The 15,644-nt window shown below is 39.3% G+C and carries 16 protein-coding genes; 2 read left to right on the top strand and 14 right to left on the bottom strand.

Annotated features, from left to right (window positions below; genetic code table 11):
- Window positions 1-226: 226 nt before the first annotated feature.
- The 8 genes from DESOR_RS02515 to DESOR_RS02485 form a co-directional block, all read right to left on the bottom strand.
- The gene (locus DESOR_RS02515; RefSeq protein ID WP_014183039.1) at window positions 227-988 is read right to left on the bottom strand and encodes an energy-coupling factor ABC transporter ATP-binding protein; all 762 of its coding nucleotides are present in this window, start codon (window positions 986-988) and stop codon (window positions 227-229) included.
- Window positions 989-1,795: a cobalt ECF transporter T component CbiQ gene (gene cbiQ, locus DESOR_RS02510; protein ID WP_014183038.1), complete on the bottom strand. Its 807-nt coding sequence runs from the start codon at window positions 1,793-1,795 to the stop codon at window positions 989-991.
- Between the two features lie 38 nt (window positions 1,796-1,833).
- Entirely contained in the window at window positions 1,834-2,886 is a 1,053-nt protein-coding gene (locus tag DESOR_RS02505; protein WP_014183037.1) for an energy-coupling factor ABC transporter permease, read from the bottom strand.
- A gap of 202 nt (window positions 2,887-3,088) precedes the next feature.
- Window positions 3,089-3,244 (bottom strand): hypothetical protein, encoded by a 156-nt coding sequence (locus tag DESOR_RS29215; RefSeq protein ID WP_158308997.1) that lies wholly within the window; start codon window positions 3,242-3,244, stop codon window positions 3,089-3,091.
- An 845-nt stretch (window positions 3,245-4,089) separates the two neighbouring features.
- Window positions 4,090-6,129, bottom strand: a complete 2,040-nt coding sequence (locus tag DESOR_RS02500) for a M56 family metallopeptidase (RefSeq protein WP_014183036.1) — start codon at window positions 6,127-6,129, stop codon at window positions 4,090-4,092.
- 20 nt (window positions 6,130-6,149) lie between these two features.
- Window positions 6,150-6,527 carry a BlaI/MecI/CopY family transcriptional regulator gene (locus DESOR_RS02495; protein ID WP_014183035.1) on the bottom strand — a complete coding sequence of 126 codons (378 nt, stop codon included), beginning with the start codon at window positions 6,525-6,527 and terminating at the stop codon, window positions 6,150-6,152.
- Between the two features lie 1,120 nt (window positions 6,528-7,647).
- Complete coding sequence (locus DESOR_RS02490; RefSeq protein WP_014183034.1) at window positions 7,648-8,220, bottom strand: GNAT family N-acetyltransferase; 573 nt, start codon at window positions 8,218-8,220, stop codon at window positions 7,648-7,650.
- A 141-nt stretch (window positions 8,221-8,361) separates the two neighbouring features.
- Window positions 8,362-9,054 carry an HAD family hydrolase gene (locus tag DESOR_RS02485; protein WP_014183033.1) on the bottom strand — a complete coding sequence of 231 codons (693 nt, stop codon included), beginning with the start codon at window positions 9,052-9,054 and terminating at the stop codon, window positions 8,362-8,364.
- A 312-nt stretch (window positions 9,055-9,366) separates the two neighbouring features.
- Here DESOR_RS02485 and DESOR_RS02480 point away from each other — a divergent pair, with 312 nt between their 5' ends.
- On the top strand, window positions 9,367-9,759 hold the full coding sequence (locus DESOR_RS02480; RefSeq protein WP_014183032.1) for a cupin domain-containing protein: 393 nt from the start codon (window positions 9,367-9,369) through the stop codon (window positions 9,757-9,759).
- A gap of 11 nt (window positions 9,760-9,770) precedes the next feature.
- On the opposite strand, the gene DESOR_RS02475 is transcribed toward DESOR_RS02480, so the two are convergent.
- From DESOR_RS02475 to DESOR_RS02455, 5 genes are all read right to left on the bottom strand, one after another.
- Complete coding sequence (locus DESOR_RS02475; RefSeq protein WP_014183031.1) at window positions 9,771-10,517, bottom strand: helix-turn-helix domain-containing protein; 747 nt, start codon at window positions 10,515-10,517, stop codon at window positions 9,771-9,773.
- Between the two features lie 28 nt (window positions 10,518-10,545).
- Window positions 10,546-10,755, bottom strand: coding sequence for a hypothetical protein (locus tag DESOR_RS02470; protein ID WP_042330728.1), 210 nt, complete (start codon window positions 10,753-10,755; stop codon window positions 10,546-10,548).
- A gap of 7 nt (window positions 10,756-10,762) precedes the next feature.
- Window positions 10,763-11,548: an amidohydrolase family protein gene (locus DESOR_RS02465; RefSeq protein ID WP_014183030.1), complete on the bottom strand. Its 786-nt coding sequence runs from the start codon at window positions 11,546-11,548 to the stop codon at window positions 10,763-10,765.
- 4 nt (window positions 11,549-11,552) lie between these two features.
- Entirely contained in the window at window positions 11,553-11,933 is a 381-nt protein-coding gene (locus tag DESOR_RS02460) for a MerR family transcriptional regulator (protein ID WP_014183029.1), read from the bottom strand.
- 663 nt (window positions 11,934-12,596) lie between these two features.
- Window positions 12,597-13,184: a sugar O-acetyltransferase gene (locus DESOR_RS02455; RefSeq protein WP_014183028.1), complete on the bottom strand. Its 588-nt coding sequence runs from the start codon at window positions 13,182-13,184 to the stop codon at window positions 12,597-12,599.
- Window positions 13,185-13,615: 431 nt separating this feature from the next.
- On the opposite strand from DESOR_RS02455, the gene DESOR_RS02450 reads away from it, so the two are divergent.
- The gene (locus DESOR_RS02450) at window positions 13,616-14,830 is read left to right on the top strand and encodes an IS110 family RNA-guided transposase (protein ID WP_014183027.1); all 1,215 of its coding nucleotides are present in this window, start codon (window positions 13,616-13,618) and stop codon (window positions 14,828-14,830) included.
- Between the two features lie 155 nt (window positions 14,831-14,985).
- On the opposite strand, the gene DESOR_RS02445 is transcribed toward DESOR_RS02450, so the two are convergent.
- Window positions 14,986-15,516 (bottom strand): YfiT family bacillithiol transferase, encoded by a 531-nt coding sequence (locus DESOR_RS02445; protein ID WP_014183026.1) that lies wholly within the window; start codon window positions 15,514-15,516, stop codon window positions 14,986-14,988.
- Window positions 15,517-15,644: the final 128 nt, after the last annotated feature.

The following is a 15,644-nucleotide window of genomic DNA, read 5'->3' as shown; positions in this document are numbered from 1 at the left end:
AATTCCCGTTTTGGGCTAAAAAAATGTAAACCTCTCATTATCCTTTAGTGGTTTATATTTCCTTTAATTGAATCAATTGAAAAGAGAGTGCTCCCGGGTCAGGGGATTCGTTTGTGCTGTGGTTTTGGGCTTGTTAGAGTAATGTTTTCGGACTTTTTTAGGTAGTATAAAAGGAACATTTCTCTTTACATAACTAATGCCAAAAGAAATGTCCCTTAATCCCTGCTTATATCAACTTTTTTGACCCGCAGACGGGGCAGTTTTGTAAAGCTAATGGTACTTCCAGACCACTGGCATCCATCAGTTCAGCATTGACCAATATTTCTGAAGTAACCCCATCAGCAACAATCTCCCCTTTTTTAATGACGATGGTCCTGTCGCACATCTCAAAAATCATATCTAAATCATGACTGGTAACGATCTTGGTATGCTCAAAACTCGCCAGCAGGTTCATAACTCTTCGTCTGGATTTTGGGTCCAGAGCTGCGGTAGGCTCATCCATCACCAGTATATCCGGCTGCATGGAAAGTACTGCGGCAATAGCAGCCGCTCGCTTCTCTCCCCCCGATAACTTAAAGGGCGCCCGGTCCTTCAAATGAGGTATGCCTACTAGCTCCAAAGCACTTAAAACACGTCTCTCTACTTCCTTTTCATCGAGCTTATAATTACGCGGTCCGAAGGCAACATCATCGTAAACAGTATTCATAAACAGCTGATCATCCGGGTCCTGAAAGACCATCCCTAAGCGCTGGCGAATCATAGGCAGGGTTTTTTTCGTGACCTGCACGTCCCCCACACAAACCTCGCCCTGGCTTGGAAAAAGAACCCCCATCAGCAGCATGAGCAATGTGGATTTTCCCGCCCCATTTGCCCCGATAATTCCTACCGACTCGCCATGGTGAATGCTAAAGGACATTCCTCTGACTGCATTATGACCATCCGGATAACTAAAATGCAGGTTCTTAACCTCTAGTTTATGATGACTCATCTATCTCACTCCTGTTATCAGTGATCCTAGCAGCATAGGAATATTATACATCCTGGCCAGCAGAAAAAAAGATACCCAGCTTATAAAATAAAGCCAATCCCAGCCTCGAATTCCTTTGACCTCTCCGGTATGATACTCCCCGTCAAACCCTCGCAAACACATAGCTTCGTAAATGCGCTGGGCTCTGTCAAAGGTGCGCAGAATCAGCTGTCCTGCCAGTGATCCCCAAGCACTTTTATGTACCCCTTTTTGTTCCGGAGCCCGCAGGGAATAGGCTCTTAAAGTGCGGGCCACTTCCTCCATAAGCACAGAAATATAGCGATAGGTCAAAAGCAGCTGAAGCACAAACAGGCGGGGTACTTTCAGCATTCTTAATGCCCCCGCCAGTCTATCCATGCCCGTAGTAGCAATCAGCAGCAGAGCAGCGGTTACGGTTAACCCACTTTTAAGCAAAATTGAAATGAAAGTGATCCAGCCTCTGGAAATTTCTCTGCCGCCTATGATTATGCTTTGCTGATCAAACAAGGGATTGAGTATTCCTATGCCGAGAATGAAAGGGGAAACAATTAAAATCCTCAACAAAATAGGTTTTACAGGTAGTTCTGCTAAGGTAAAAATCATGATAGGAAATAACAAGAGAGGCAGCAGCCCGCCGATTTCATAGCGGCCAAAGGAGACAACCACAGTTAAATAAATAACTGTGGTTAATAATTTCATCAAAGGATGAAGCTTGTGTATACCTGTTCCCTGCTGAGCCAGGTCGTCAAGCAGCCGCATATTATACAATGAATTCATGATGTTTGCCATAGTACAATCCATCCTAAACTTTAATAAGTTAATAGAAATTAAGAATGTGCCTTGTATTTTTTGCGCTTCATTAAGCTGATTCCCCCACCTATCAGAGCCGCCAAAACCAGCGTCAAACCTCCGCCTACTAAACCGGAAGTACTTGTTCCTCCGCTCACTGCCGGCCAGGTTTCTTCTTCAGTACCGGCACCTTGTTCAGCTTCATTGCCATTGGCTTTAAAAGCATAATCGGGCAAAAAGGCTGTTTTAGTCTGGAAATTGGACAATTGCTCATGAATACTGTCCGTCGCCTCCAGTTCCGCTGTCCCGGCAGTCTTAATCATGGCCCATTCCAAACCATCCGGATTCGCTGAAGCAAACCAGGATAAACCTGCTCCAATAACTACTGCAGCGGCAATCAGCCCTGCCATGACCTTCTTTATGGAGATATTGCCCATAGCTTCTCCCGCAGCAGCCCTTTCAATAATTTCCGGCCGGGAGTTCCAAATATATACGACAATGGCTGCTGTGACCAGACCTTCAACCACACCAATTGCCAAATGAATGGGCTGCATCAATAACACAAAGGTTCCAAAGGGCAGCTCGGTTTTGCCGGAAAAGAGAGTTTCCAAGACGACCCCGAAAGCACCCATCTGCAAGCCGACCACGGCTGTCAGGACGGAAGCTGAAACGATCCGTTTCGTTGTATACCCCTTTCTCATCCATCCTTTATAAATCAGAGGGTAAGCAATAAAGCATGAGAAAAAGCCCAAATTAAACACATTGCAGCCGTAGGCCAGCAAGCCTCCATCGGCAAAAAATAAGGCTTGTATGGCAAGTACCGATGCTATGGTCAGAAAACCCGCATAGGGGCCTAATAAAATAGCCAGAATAAGTCCTCCGCCAATATGACCGCTGGAACCAGTCCCCGGTATAGTAAAATTAATCATCTGGGATGCAAAAATAAACGCTCCCATAACCCCCATTAGAGGTATTTTCTTTTCATCCATTTCAGCTTGAACTTTTTTAATGGAATAAGCTGCAACCCCTGCAGTTGCTGCCCACATGGTGCCACCGACAACTGGGGAAATCAAGGCATCTGCCATATGCATTAAATATCCCTCCTTAATATCATCCTCCGAGCTTAACGATTTTCAAATTTTTTTAAACCTGATTTTATCCTCTCTCCTTTCCTTATGACATAAACAAAAAAACCACAAAGCTGACCCCAGCGGGCCAAACCTCCATGGTTTTTGCAGACACCTTCATGGTGCTCTTCAAGCGATATCATTTTTTACAATATTCTACATGGGCTTATAATATTCCTGCTTCCAAATTAAAAATATTTTGACGAAGAACCGGTACTCTTTTCCAGCTTGTTACCACAAAGCAGGGTGTTCCGTCACCCGTTGCCTGTAAATTATTTACGGGCTGAATTTTATCCTCACCTGTCACAAATCGTCTTTGCAATACTCCCTCTCTGACAAAAATTTAGGAAAACTACCTTTCACAAGAAGGAATCATTATATTTATGTAGAATAGAATAAACATAACATAAGTGCTAAATGTCATGACCATGGAGGTCTTGACTAGACGTTAAGTCTAGTTATTTCTTCCAGGGTCTTTTTCATTTATAAGGGGGTGTTTTATGGACAGTGACGAATGGATGACGTTCTAAACGTCTTCAATTGAATTCTATTTTTTCTGCCTGCATCTTACGTGCGAAAATATCAAACCCATTCCCTAAAACTTTTAGGGAAGATTTCAGACTTAAATAGATTGATCTGACCGTCAGCTATTCATAGGTCTGACTGAATTAAGGCCCTTCTCTTTAATTATAAAAGTTGACTCCTCTCACCTTGGAGTCAACCTTTTTTTATGTTATTTCAGCCCCTGGTCATCCCTATGGCGCGCTAAACTAAGTGCCCCTCCAGTCACAGGACTGCAGGGGCACTTGTTCCGGCACCATACCGTGTATAACCGCATGCGCAATTTCTAAACCGGTATAACAACCATCTGGTTTTTTATCCTTTCTACGCCGACAGGAACCCCATAAGCTTGAGAAACCCACCAAATCCGTTACTGTCTGTTTCTGAGCCTGAGTGGAAGACCGCTGCGATTTAACAAGGTGCTTGACTACAACTGGTCAGACGACGTTATTATCCGTCCTAAAAAGCATCACAGTAATTTAGAGGTAGAAAGGGATTAATACTGATGGGTATAAGAATATCTAGAAAAATTTACTAACTTTAGACATCAATAATACAAGGGCAGCTTACTCCTTTTGAATAAGCTGCTCTGTCGCTATTATGCTTTTACCATTGTCTACCAGGATAATTTGCCATATTATTAACAGTTCCTTGAGGATAAAGGACATTATAGTGGTCGATCACAGGGTTTGGGGCTGAACTGGTCGGTTGCGTAAAGACCATTTCGAGTTTAAATTCAGAGCCTGCCTCATAACCGATGATTTCTTGACCGTTGCTTGTTACATCATAAGCCGGAGTCCCTAACACTTTCTCAGCTTCATTAAGAGTTATACCTTTTAAACGGCTGTCATAAGAACGAATTTCAGTGATTTGATCCCCTTTGTTAACGCCAAAAACCAAACTATGGCTTGAATAAGTGTCATAGGCTTCATTGAGTGAAGATACCCAATCGGTCTTATCAGGTTTTCCCCAAACCTTTTTAATATCCTCAATGGTATTGGTTTTGGCTGCAAAGTCATCATTAAAAACCACTTTGCCTTGTTTGGCAGATATCATCATATTAGAGAGCATAGATTCTGTTGAATCAGGGTGTTGTTGGGTTACCGATGTCGTTTGAAGCGGACTACCTTTCAGGATAGTTTCCACCTCTTGATATCCCTTGGGGAAAGCATAATTATAACGAGCCGGTAAAGCAAAGACGTAAGTGTTATTTCTCCCGAGCTCACTTGGATTGATTGGTGCTGCACCGATGTGGAATACGTCTTGTTGAAGTGAGTTCCATTGATCTATGGTGAATATCATAATTGGAATATCTTGCGTCGGTGTATCAGATGTCCACTGTGGATTTCGAATCGATATCATAGGTCCGCTTTCCACATTAGCACCACCACTTAAGGATGTCCCCTGCCATTGGCTGCTTACAATCGAATAGCCTTTCCAATCTCCCGGCAAGGAAAAACTGAACCCATACTGAGTATTTTGATATACGATTGAGTTTGTATTGTCTGCTAAGGAAGTTGTTGGGGGAGGTGTAGCCGTAGTGGTTGCCTTTTGTTGCCCTGCTGAAGAGGTATTTTTCGATTGGTTGTTAATAGGGTTATTCAAACTGGAACATCCAACCGCCAAAGTTAAGGCTAAGGCTGCAACAGCCCATTTTAATGTCGTTCTTCGATAGTTAGCAATCATAATGATCCTCCTAGTATTAAATTTGCTGACAAAACCAAGTGTACCCGGAGCCCATCTTGATTCAGAAAGCAATTGCAACATACTGATAACAGTCTGTCCATATTTCTTATACTCTTCCGTCTTCAGAACAGCTAAAGCTGTCGCATCACAGGCTATTTCACAATCCTGCTTCATTTGGTGCAGTGCTAACCAAATGACTGGGTTAAACCAATAAATCACCTGTAATGCCAGCACTAAACCGTTTGTCAGTAGGTCGCGTCGTTTCATATGGCTAAGCTCATGTAAAATAATATAACTCAGTTCTTCAGACGGTAATCTATTAACTATCTCTGGAGAAATCATGATTTTGGGATGCCATAATCCTATAATTGCCGGTGATTTTATTGCAGCATCATAGACAATGGAAACATGATTACGAACCTTCAGTTTAGCTTTACATTCCTGTAGTATTTCTAAAATAAACTCCGATTCGCATACAGGTAGTTTTTTGGTTTTAAATAGAAGTATCCCATTGATTAAGAGAATATAGGTTAAAATTACAATGACTCCTATGATCCAGATTAAGGACGTAGTCTGCCAGTTAAGCCATTCATTTACCACCCCGGATGAAGACGGCTGAGTGTTTTCCTTCTCGGTCATTGTTTCTTGAGCCATATTTGCATTATTAGTATTCATCTGCATTACCGCAGTTGGTTTGTCCTGTTGCCAAGCACTCGGCATTGATATTTGTGGTAAATCAATTGCTTGCTGATATTGAGGGATAAGATTTAAAACATTAAACGAGATCGGTGGAGTAAATGGGATTATTAACCTTAATATGAGTATAAACCAGATATAGTAATGCCAATTAGCACTAAGCTTTTGTCGAAATAATTTTTTGATAATCAAGAGTCCTATAGCCAATATGTTTCCCATTAAGGATAAAGAAACAACGTAGTAGAAGAGTCTTGTCAAATCCACTTATCTATACTCTCCTTTCACTACTTCATTTTTTCATCAAGAAGATTTTTCAGTTCTTGAATCTCTTTTGACGATAAGTTTTCATTCTTAACGAAATTGGCAATTAAGAGATGGAGTGAACCACCATACACCTTTTTCAGAAAAGAATCCGTTTCTTCGCGCATACATTCTTCTTGTGAGACTAAGGGATAGTATTGATTCAGACTAACTCCTTTGTTTACCCCTAATGCCCCTTTTTTTACTAATCGTGCTATCAAAGTTTGAATTGTTTTAGGACTCCAGCTGGTTTCAAGTTTTAAATATTCAACAATTATCGAAGCAGTCAATGGTGACTTTTCCCAAAGCACTTTCATCACTTGCCATTCGGCATCTGAGATTCTAAAGCTTGAATTAGTCATAAAAGCTCCTCCCTACAAGTGTAATCTAACTAAAGATTACACTTGTAGGGAGGAACTGTCAACTTAATAATAATGGAATATTAAACTAACTCCTCTAGCTCCTTGAGCCTCTCAATGTATTCTTTCAAGCCACTCATTTTTGAATTAAGCATATATCCTATACCGAAACCGTTTTTATAAAAAATCCTCATTGCAAGAATATCTGTAAATTCATGTAGGTCGGATTGAATTGTTATAGACGATAATTCATCCTCTAACTCTCCAACTAAATCCTTTGTCCATCTTGAATATTGTTCAGTAGGTTGTCTATAGATTTATAACTTATTAAAATCACATATTTAATATTTATTACAGAGATAGTAATACGTTATCAAATATGTAAGCGTTTGAATTCCTACAACAAAAGTTACAATATTCGCAACCTTAATTTGACTGAGTAAAATTAGCACAAATATAACGACGAACTCGAAAACCAATGTAAGCATAAGCGTAAAGCGACCGCTCTTTTCTGATATTGCAATAAATCTTTCTTCTTTTTGCTCAATCTGATATTTTTTAGTAGCTGTGGATTTTTAGAAATACGATAAAATTGAATCAGCTTAGCAATAGAAACAGCCGTAATTCCCGAGGCAAACCCAGTAGTTGTACTACTGGGCTCACTCTGAAACATGTTTACAACGAACAATGCTATACCTGCTAAAAATTCCTTTTCGTCCGCGCCAGGACGGTGCGGCTTTTACACCATATATCGTAGAACGTTCAGGGGTTTACGCAGCGTCCTAACCACATTCATATTCATAAAGTTGCGGGAAAGGCGTGTTGTGCTAAACTGCTGCACGGTGGCTATTTTGAGCCCAAATAATAATTGAGGCATGATATCATTCTTTTGCTAACCCCAATTAACTTGGAAAGGATGATTGTCATGCCTCAAATTTCTCAAACTCTCTCGTCCATTTGAGACTGGAGGAAAGATTGAATTTCCATAGACTAACCGCTGCTCGGCAGACGGTTCAGTACAACAAGAGATTCATGATGCTCTATTTGTTGCCAACGTAAGGAATTCTTTTAAAGACACTGAATTGATCAATGGCTTTTCTGTGCTTAGGAATATCATAAATCTCTAATTAGTTACGATGGGCCGCGCTTGCATCCCGCTTTCAAATTCGGACTTGAGCATGGATAGAATGATCGTATCAAAGTACTTACCATGTATATAAAAAATTTCTCTAAGTCTTCCTTCCTCTATAAAACCACTTTTTAAATAGCATCGATGTGCCCTTGTGTTGTACGAATGGACCTTTATCTCGAGACGGTTTATATTAAGCCTATTAAAAACAAAGTCCTGCAACACCTTTAATGCTTCAGCGCCAATTCCTTTTCCCCTATTCTGACCTTCTCCGATCACAATACCTATTTCAGCATTCCTATTTTTCCAGTTGATATTGAATAAGTCGATTTGACCAATATATGCTTCTGTCTCTTTATCGGCAATGACAAAACAATAGCTATTCTGACGTGTGCCTTTTAGTATCGAATCCAGAAAGTCCTCAGTATTATTCAAAGTATGGGGTGCGAGGAAAATGTCTGATAGGTTATCGACTACTTCAGGGTCGTTAACCCATTTCCTAATGTGTTCTAAGTCTTCTCGCTTGTATTCACGCAGCATAATTCTTTCTCCAAATAATCTCGGCATATAATTTCCTCCCCTAATTTCAGCCCCAAAAGCGGCCTGTCGTATAACGACCCGAGGGTTTGCGACGTAAGGTTACTACATTCAATTCTCTCCGATGTTGCAAACCCTTTGTTGTATGACGTGTCGGCTCCAAAGCAAATCCTAAACAAATGATCTTAAATCAAGTAGACTTGTTATTTTGACCTTTTCACCAAAATATTGATTATGACCCTCTCTATCAATTAATACTGCAATTGCTCCTGCCTCATTAGCCCCTATTATATCCTTTGGTTCATTTCCCACAAAAACCATTTCGAACGGATTAACCTCCAACTTGTTTGCCAATTCTATGAATCCTCTGGCGTCAGGCTTTCTATAACCTACTTCTACGGAGGTTAATAGTACATCTACGAATTGGGTAAAGGAGTAAATATCTCGAGAAGCAAAATCTTTGCTCATACCATAAGGTACATCTGTAAAAACTCCTATTTTAACGCCTTTTCCTTTTAGATACTTTAAGATAGGTACAGCGTCTTCATGCACAAAGGATTCTCTTTGGAAATATGAAAAGAAGGCTTCTTGAGCGACTTCACAATAATGCAACTTGGGTAATCCCCAATCTAGTAATATTTCCCCCAAAATTACATCAGCCGATACTTCTTCGATCCTAGGGTTTAATCTGGTGTTATATTTTGATAGCAAAAAATCGGCTCTAGATATCATATCCTCAGTTACTTTGCATTCACAGACCTCCGCTACTCCGAGTAAAGCTTGCCTATATAGAGGTTTCCAACTTAAAGGTATGCCTTTGTAACCAATTAACGTTTCTCCCAAGTCAAATCCAACAGCTCTCATCTTGAACTCCTTTCGCATTGGACATGTCATATAACGTCTCCGGGATTACCGTAGCGTCCCAATCACATGCATCTTTGCGAAGTTACGGTAATCCCATGTAAAATGAAGTTGGTCGTCCCAATACTCAGAAGTCGCCATGCAAGGCGACTCCTCAAATCCCAGATAACCATGCAAAATGATTAGGGATATTACGTCTGAAATCTATAAACATCACATTATGTTCATAATCTGAATCATAGCAATTTTATACAATCGTATTAGTTCTATATTATCATACAATAATTGCATAAAATTTTAGAAAGAGGTGTTCCTGTGAGTAATAATAGCGTTTTTGAAAGCTTTAATAACGGCCAATTATGCTTACCAACATCAAAAAAATCTTTTATGGAAATTGAATGGTCAAGACATCCCGTTTTTGATGGGGTAGAATTAAAACATATTCTTACCGCAAAAGATACTAATGGGCAATTTAGCTATCATCTTGTACGTATTGCTCCAAACTGCAGTATAAAAAATCACATCCATGAAACTCAATTAGAAACACATGAAGTAATCGCTGGTACAGGCACCTGTGTCAATGATGGTGTGCATCTGGAGTATATACCGGGAACTATTTCAATTTATCCGGCAAAAATTCCTCACGAAGTCAATGCTAATGAAGATGGACTGTTTCTATTTGCAAAGTTTTTTCCGGCGCTTTGCTAAGGCATTTTGTTTTATAATTCTGAAACCGATAATATGTATTCAGTTGGTGTAATACCTAAAAATTTTTTAAACCATTTATTAAAATGACTTTGATCATAGAATCCTGTGTTTAAAGCCACTTCTGCTATATTTTTATTTTGAAGTAATAAATATTGTGCTTTTCTGATACGATTTTGTATCTGAAAATGATGTGGTGTTAATCCTACACTTTTTTTGAATTCTCGAATAAAATGATATTTACTAATAAAAACGCTCTGTGACAACTGTTCAATACTCACAATATTTTCCGGGGCTTGTTCCAAATAATTCCTTGCTGCACTAATCTCTTCTGATAGATTCTCTTCCGGATTCACAACACCTAAAAACAACATATCAATCGCGCTCGAAATAATTGCAAGCTGCTCATAGGTAATAAGCCCATTTGCATGAAGCGGGCCAGCTATTTTTTGTAGTATTGTCAAAGCACTTTTAACATCATATTCTTTTACAAAATCGGTACCAATGCAAACAGTAATCATTGTGTACATTCCAAATATCGATTCAATCCTATGCGTTGCATACGGCGAAATAATAAAAAAATCATTTTTAGATATAATCTTTAATTGATTAGCGTTCTTTAATTGAATTTTCCCATTTATAACTAAGCCAATAATATAATGTGAGACATGATTGTGTTCGGGATATGCAATTTTTGTATCCTTACAATAAACTAATTCTACCTGACATGATTTAGAACAAAAATATTTTATCTTTTTCATAGTCAAACCAATTTCCTTAATCTGCAAATTATATAAACTTCAAATCAAAAAATCCTTCAAACCTACTTGCACAAATCCGCGCCAGGACGGTACGGCCCTTGGGACCTATTTTTTTTAACGTCCCGTGAATTCCCGAAGTCTGGTTATTACCTGCATATCCTCTCAGATTTTGGGAATTCACTGTTATACGCCGTACCGGCAAAATATTTCCCAAGTCATCCTTTTTATTTTCTCCCATACAGCAATCAAATGCTTAATAATTGAGCAATGTTTCCTCCAAGGATTTGTTCCCTCACATGATTATCATTAGTTACTCTTTCAATTGATTTTCTAACTAAAAATGGATCGCCATAAGGAGCGTCTGAACTAAAAAGCGTACGTTCTGGTAATTCTTTTATCGCAAGTGAAACTGGTATAATCGAGAACATTGCGGACAAATCCAAATAGAGATTTTTATTTTCTTTAGCTATTTCAATAGTCTCTAAATAGTTAATACCACCCAAATGGCCTAATATAACTGGTACATTGATAAATTGTTTTGCAAGATCCACAATAGCTTTGATATCATCCAAGGTTAATGGTGCAAAGGTGTGTATCCATAAAGGAAGATTCCCAAATTCCGAAGTTGCTGCAAAAATTGATTTTAACTTTGATGCTTGCCCTGGTATTAGTGTTATTTCTCCGAGGCCAATAAAATTATAAGCAACAACTCTTTCTTTGATCCACATTGAAGTTTCCTCTTGAGACAATCCTATTGGAACCGTACCAAATCCAATAAACTTTCCAGGATTTTCTTCTATTACTCGTACTTGTTCGTTAACTGATTTGATTCTTGCATCTAAGGCATTTCTTTTTCCTGAAATAATCTTATTAAGAATTCTCATCTCTTTTTTGAAAGCTTCTACATCATTGGTCATTTCCGGATGAACAGTTGTAGCAAATAATATAGTTCTGTCTATTCCTGCTTCATCCATTTGAGTTAATTGATTTTTAGTTGGTAAAATCACATGTTGGTGGCTGTCAACAATCATAACCTTATTCCGTCCTTTCAAACAATAGTAAGTTTGGTCTTTCGAAATCAGCTATGCGTTCCTGTAACTGCAATCGTAATTTTTGCAATATTTCAATCTGAGTATCTATTTCTGTCAATTTCGCTCGGTAAACCTCAATCGCTTTTTCACATAATGGTTGTTGATTAGATATAGAAACTGGACAATCAATAACTTGAGCAATATCATTTGTGCTTAGCCCAAGCATAAAGTAAAGCTGGATAATTTTCACTCGTTGTTCCGCAGATTCGTCAAAATCACGATAACCATTTTCTAACCGTTTGGAATGCAGAAGTTTTTTTGACTCATAATAGCGCAACGAGCGAACACTCACCCCAGTCTTACAGGATAACTCGCTAATTAGCAATTTCTAAGTACCTCCCTTCTTTCGACGAAATTATTATAATGTATGACATCAATGTCAATGTCAAGATTCCAGATAGCTAACTATAAACGCTTCTCAGCCAAACGATTATACTTAATAAACAAAAATATAAAGACCCAGGTATAGCATATAACGTTTAAGAATTTGCGCCGCGCCATACCTCTTTCATATTGGCCAAGTGGCGCTAAAGGAAGACACAATTAATAAACAAAAGCATGGATGATACCACTGCCAATATAAACAAAATATTTCTCACCTCATATTCCTAATGTTTACAAATCGCCAACACACTGTGCCACTAACTTTCTTTCCTGAAAACTTACAATAGTTCAAACACATATCGTTTATAAAATAATCCTGTCAGTTCCACCCTAACCAAATTAATGGAAACTACTGACTTATGGGCAGAGAGCTTAAATAGGGCCAACTCATCCCAGCACTTCCCAATATCCTGAACATTTCCACCACCGTATTGGACCCCAAATTATCAACTGAAAAATACTATTTGACCCAACATGGCGTATAACGTCCTGTGAATTCCCGAAGCCTGGTTATTACTTGCATATTCTCTCAGATTTTTGGAACACGCTGGTTTATACGAAGCCGAACGCCCCCATATTCAGAGGACGCCAGGACGGCGTCCCCTCAATAACTGTTGTCTTTATGTAATCTATCTGTGTCTGAAATTTTTCGTATTACCTTACATGGATTACCCACGGCAATCGAGTTAGATGGAATATCCTTTGTTACTACGCTTCCAGAACCTATTACTACATTATCACCAATAGTAATTCTCGGATTAACGATTGCTCCTCCGCCGATCCAAACATTATTGCCTATAACTATCGGTAAAGCATATTCAAGACCTTCGTTACGCACCTCAAAATTAATAGGATGACCTGCTGTAAAAAGGTTAACATTTGGTCCGAACATAACATTATCGCCAATTAAAACCTTGGCACAATCTAAGATAGTACAATTATAGTTCGAGTAAAAATTCTCCCCTATATAAATGTTATAGCCATAGTCACATCGGAACGGCGGCTCTATAAAAAACTTATCCCTTGTCTTACCAAACAAACTCCTGATAATATTATCTCGTTTTTCGATCTCATCTGGATGTAAGGAGTTAAATTGGTATAGAGCTATCTTTGCATTTTGGCGTTCCCTGAAAAGCTCTTCATCATACGCCTTATATAGATCACCCTTTATCATTTTTTCTTTCTCATTCATAGCTATTTCCCTTCCAGTATATGATTCGATATAATCAATCTTACTATTAGAAAATAGCTATGATATTATTCCATTAACCGCGCCAGGACGGCGCGCCATTGCGTTTGGTTTCGTATAACCTCCCGAGGGTTTGCGACGTCGGGTTACTACATTCATATTCTCTCCGATGTCGCTAAACCCTCTGTTCGTATTATAGGTTCATAACCAGTTCAATCTGGGTATGGATCTTTTTTCTTTTGTATTCCTTTATACTTAAGAAAACTGGGTTAGAACGGTACACTCTGTTGGGACCTAGATCCCGTCGCATAAACTGTTCAGGCCCTCTTTGACACCTTTACCTTGATTGAGCTGGTTGGGCTTCGAGCCCGTATCACAACGCGAACCTAAGGATTGATGTTTAAAGATGGACCCAGATAAAGAGGAGGTTTTTCATGTTTGATGTTCCAGTCTTGAGTATTGATGTTTCCAAGTCCAAAAGTGTGGCTGCTGTCTTTAAACGTTATCAAGTTTTAGATTCCAAACCCTTTTCGTTCTCTCATTCACCCAACGATTTATCTCTATTAGTCGATCGACTCAGCAAGTTAGAATTGGAGATGGGTCAACGTCCTCATGTGGTTATGGAGGCTACTGGCAACTACTCCAAGCCTATTGCCGCTTTCTTTCAAGATGCTGGGTTCAAGGTGGTCGTTTTAAATCCTCTTCAGACTCACGCTGAGAAAAAGAAATCCGTTCGTAAAGTTAAGACTGACCCGATTGATGCGAATCGTATTGCTCAGGTTTACTACCTGAATCAATTTACCGAGGCCAAACCTCATATGGATTACATCTCGGAGTTGCAGAATCTTTGCCGCCAGTATGATGGGTTCAACACTCTATATATTGAGACTCAACTCCGGTTTCGTTCCGTTTTAGACCTTCTGTTTCCTAAGTTTGAGTCAGTATTTGCTCATTTATGTAGTCCTACTGCTTTGAGAGTCCTTTCTTCTTTTCCTTCTCCCAATGCTATTCTATCGGCTAGTAGGGACCAGATTATTAATTGTCTTAAGCCAGCAAAGATGGCGAAGAGCTGGTACGAGTTGAAAACGGATGCACTGATATCGGCTGCCAAGGAAAGTCTGCCTTTTAACCGCGCCCAACAGTCAAACTTACGGGTTTTAAGGATGTACATGGATCTCCTCAGATCCCAACAAAGTATTCTGACAGATATACGGGCTCAAATGGTCTACTGGGCAAACTTTTCCCTTGATTACCCTCTCCTTTGTTCAATTCCTGGCGTAGGAGAGGCTACAGCCACCACCATTCTCGCTGAGATTGGTGATATTAAGAGATTCCCGAGTTCTAAACAGTTGGTCGCTTTTGCAGGCATTGACCCCTCTGTCTTCGAATCGGGAAAGTTCAAATCGAGTCATAACAAGATTTCCAAGAGAGGGTCACCTTATCTTAGAAAGGCAATCTATCAAGCCACTGTAGCTGGAATTAGTAATAGAGCCAGTGGCCCTCTAAATATGATCCTTAGAAGTTTTTACCTTCGAAAAATAAACGAAGGCAAGCCTTCTAAAGTCGCAATCATTGCTACTTCTAACAAATTACTTAGGATAATTTTCGGTATTTTAGCTTCTCAGCAGCCATTTTCTGATCCAAAATAACTATTCTATGTGAACTTATGGATACCTTTTATCTACAGACCGTTTTTGTGCTTACTATTTGGTAGGTTAGCTTTGCTATACGCTTCTTTCTGGATAAACTTTTTAAAGAAACTTTTTCTTGACAACAATTAGCTGGTTTATGTGTTGTGCCCACTCTATATTTCTAGCCCGATCTTCTTTTTGAAGGTGTTTATGTGTCCTAGATGATGATTACCGTGCCAAGCGTAAAGACTTATAGCCTTTTTGATACTGACGTTTCCGATATCAGGGTGACGAAATTCAGAGTCTAGTTGCGTACTGGACAATGATCTTATTAATCGAACCCATCTTTTGTGTAACGATTCGATAAGTCTTAGAGAAACATCGACCGGCATATTTACAGCATCTTCTAGTTCAGCCCATTGGACCTCGTCGTATGGTTTGATTGTGGGACGATCTTCCGTAAGCGCCAATCTGAACCTAACGTACCCGTTCATATGGCTGTCAGCAATATGATGAACTACTTGTCTAATTGTCCATCCCTCTGGTCTATACGAACAGTTCAATTGTTCTTCAGATAAACCTCCAATGGACCTTGAAAGTAAATCTGGCAGTACCTCTATTTGTGAAACTAAGCCTGGAATTTGCTCGTCAATGACCTCTTTAGAAAAATTATATTGACCAATGGGATATTTCAAATCGTCCATTTACGTGACCTCCTCTTCAAGCTATTATTCTTATCCGGTAATTCTGACCCGAAATGGGCATTACACATAACTATGGGATTACCAAAATTATCTTTACTGATTCATGCTGAAAGGGTATCGTCCAATGT

Origin of the sequence: Desulfosporosinus orientis DSM 765 (assembly GCF_000235605.1) — a bacterium.
In the GTDB taxonomy this organism is placed as follows: Bacteria; Bacillota; Desulfitobacteriia; order Desulfitobacteriales; family Desulfitobacteriaceae; genus Desulfosporosinus; species Desulfosporosinus orientis.
Note: the sequence above shows the minus strand (reverse complement) of the source record. Positions and strands in the feature narration are given on the sequence as shown.

Coding starts and splice junctions, on each gene's coding strand:
- DESOR_RS02445 (WP_014183026.1), bottom strand. CDS start 15,516: ATGGACGATTTGAAATATCCCATTGGTCAATATAATTTTTCTAAAGAG.
- DESOR_RS02495 (WP_014183035.1), bottom strand. CDS start 6,527: ATGACTAATTCAAGCTTTAGAATCTCAGATGCCGAATGGCAAGTGATG.
- DESOR_RS02505 (WP_014183037.1), bottom strand. CDS start 2,886: ATGCATATGGCAGATGCCTTGATTTCCCCAGTTGTCGGTGGCACCATG.
- DESOR_RS02450 (WP_014183027.1), top strand. CDS start 13,616: ATGTTTGATGTTCCAGTCTTGAGTATTGATGTTTCCAAGTCCAAAAGT.
- DESOR_RS02455 (WP_014183028.1), bottom strand. CDS start 13,184: ATGAATGAGAAAGAAAAAATGATAAAGGGTGATCTATATAAGGCGTAT.
- DESOR_RS02470 (WP_042330728.1), bottom strand. CDS start 10,755: ATGGGAGAAAATAAAAAGGATGACTTGGGAAATATTTTGCCGGTACGG.
- cbiQ (WP_014183038.1), bottom strand. CDS start 1,795: ATGGCAAACATCATGAATTCATTGTATAATATGCGGCTGCTTGACGAC.
- DESOR_RS02515 (WP_014183039.1), bottom strand. CDS start 988: ATGAGTCATCATAAACTAGAGGTTAAGAACCTGCATTTTAGTTATCCG.
- DESOR_RS02485 (WP_014183033.1), bottom strand. CDS start 9,054: ATGAGAGCTGTTGGATTTGACTTGGGAGAAACGTTAATTGGTTACAAA.
- DESOR_RS02475 (WP_014183031.1), bottom strand. CDS start 10,517: ATGAAAAAGATAAAATATTTTTGTTCTAAATCATGTCAGGTAGAATTA.
- DESOR_RS02490 (WP_014183034.1), bottom strand. CDS start 8,220: ATGCCGAGATTATTTGGAGAAAGAATTATGCTGCGTGAATACAAGCGA.
- DESOR_RS02465 (WP_014183030.1), bottom strand. CDS start 11,548: ATGATTGTTGACAGCCACCAACATGTGATTTTACCAACTAAAAATCAA.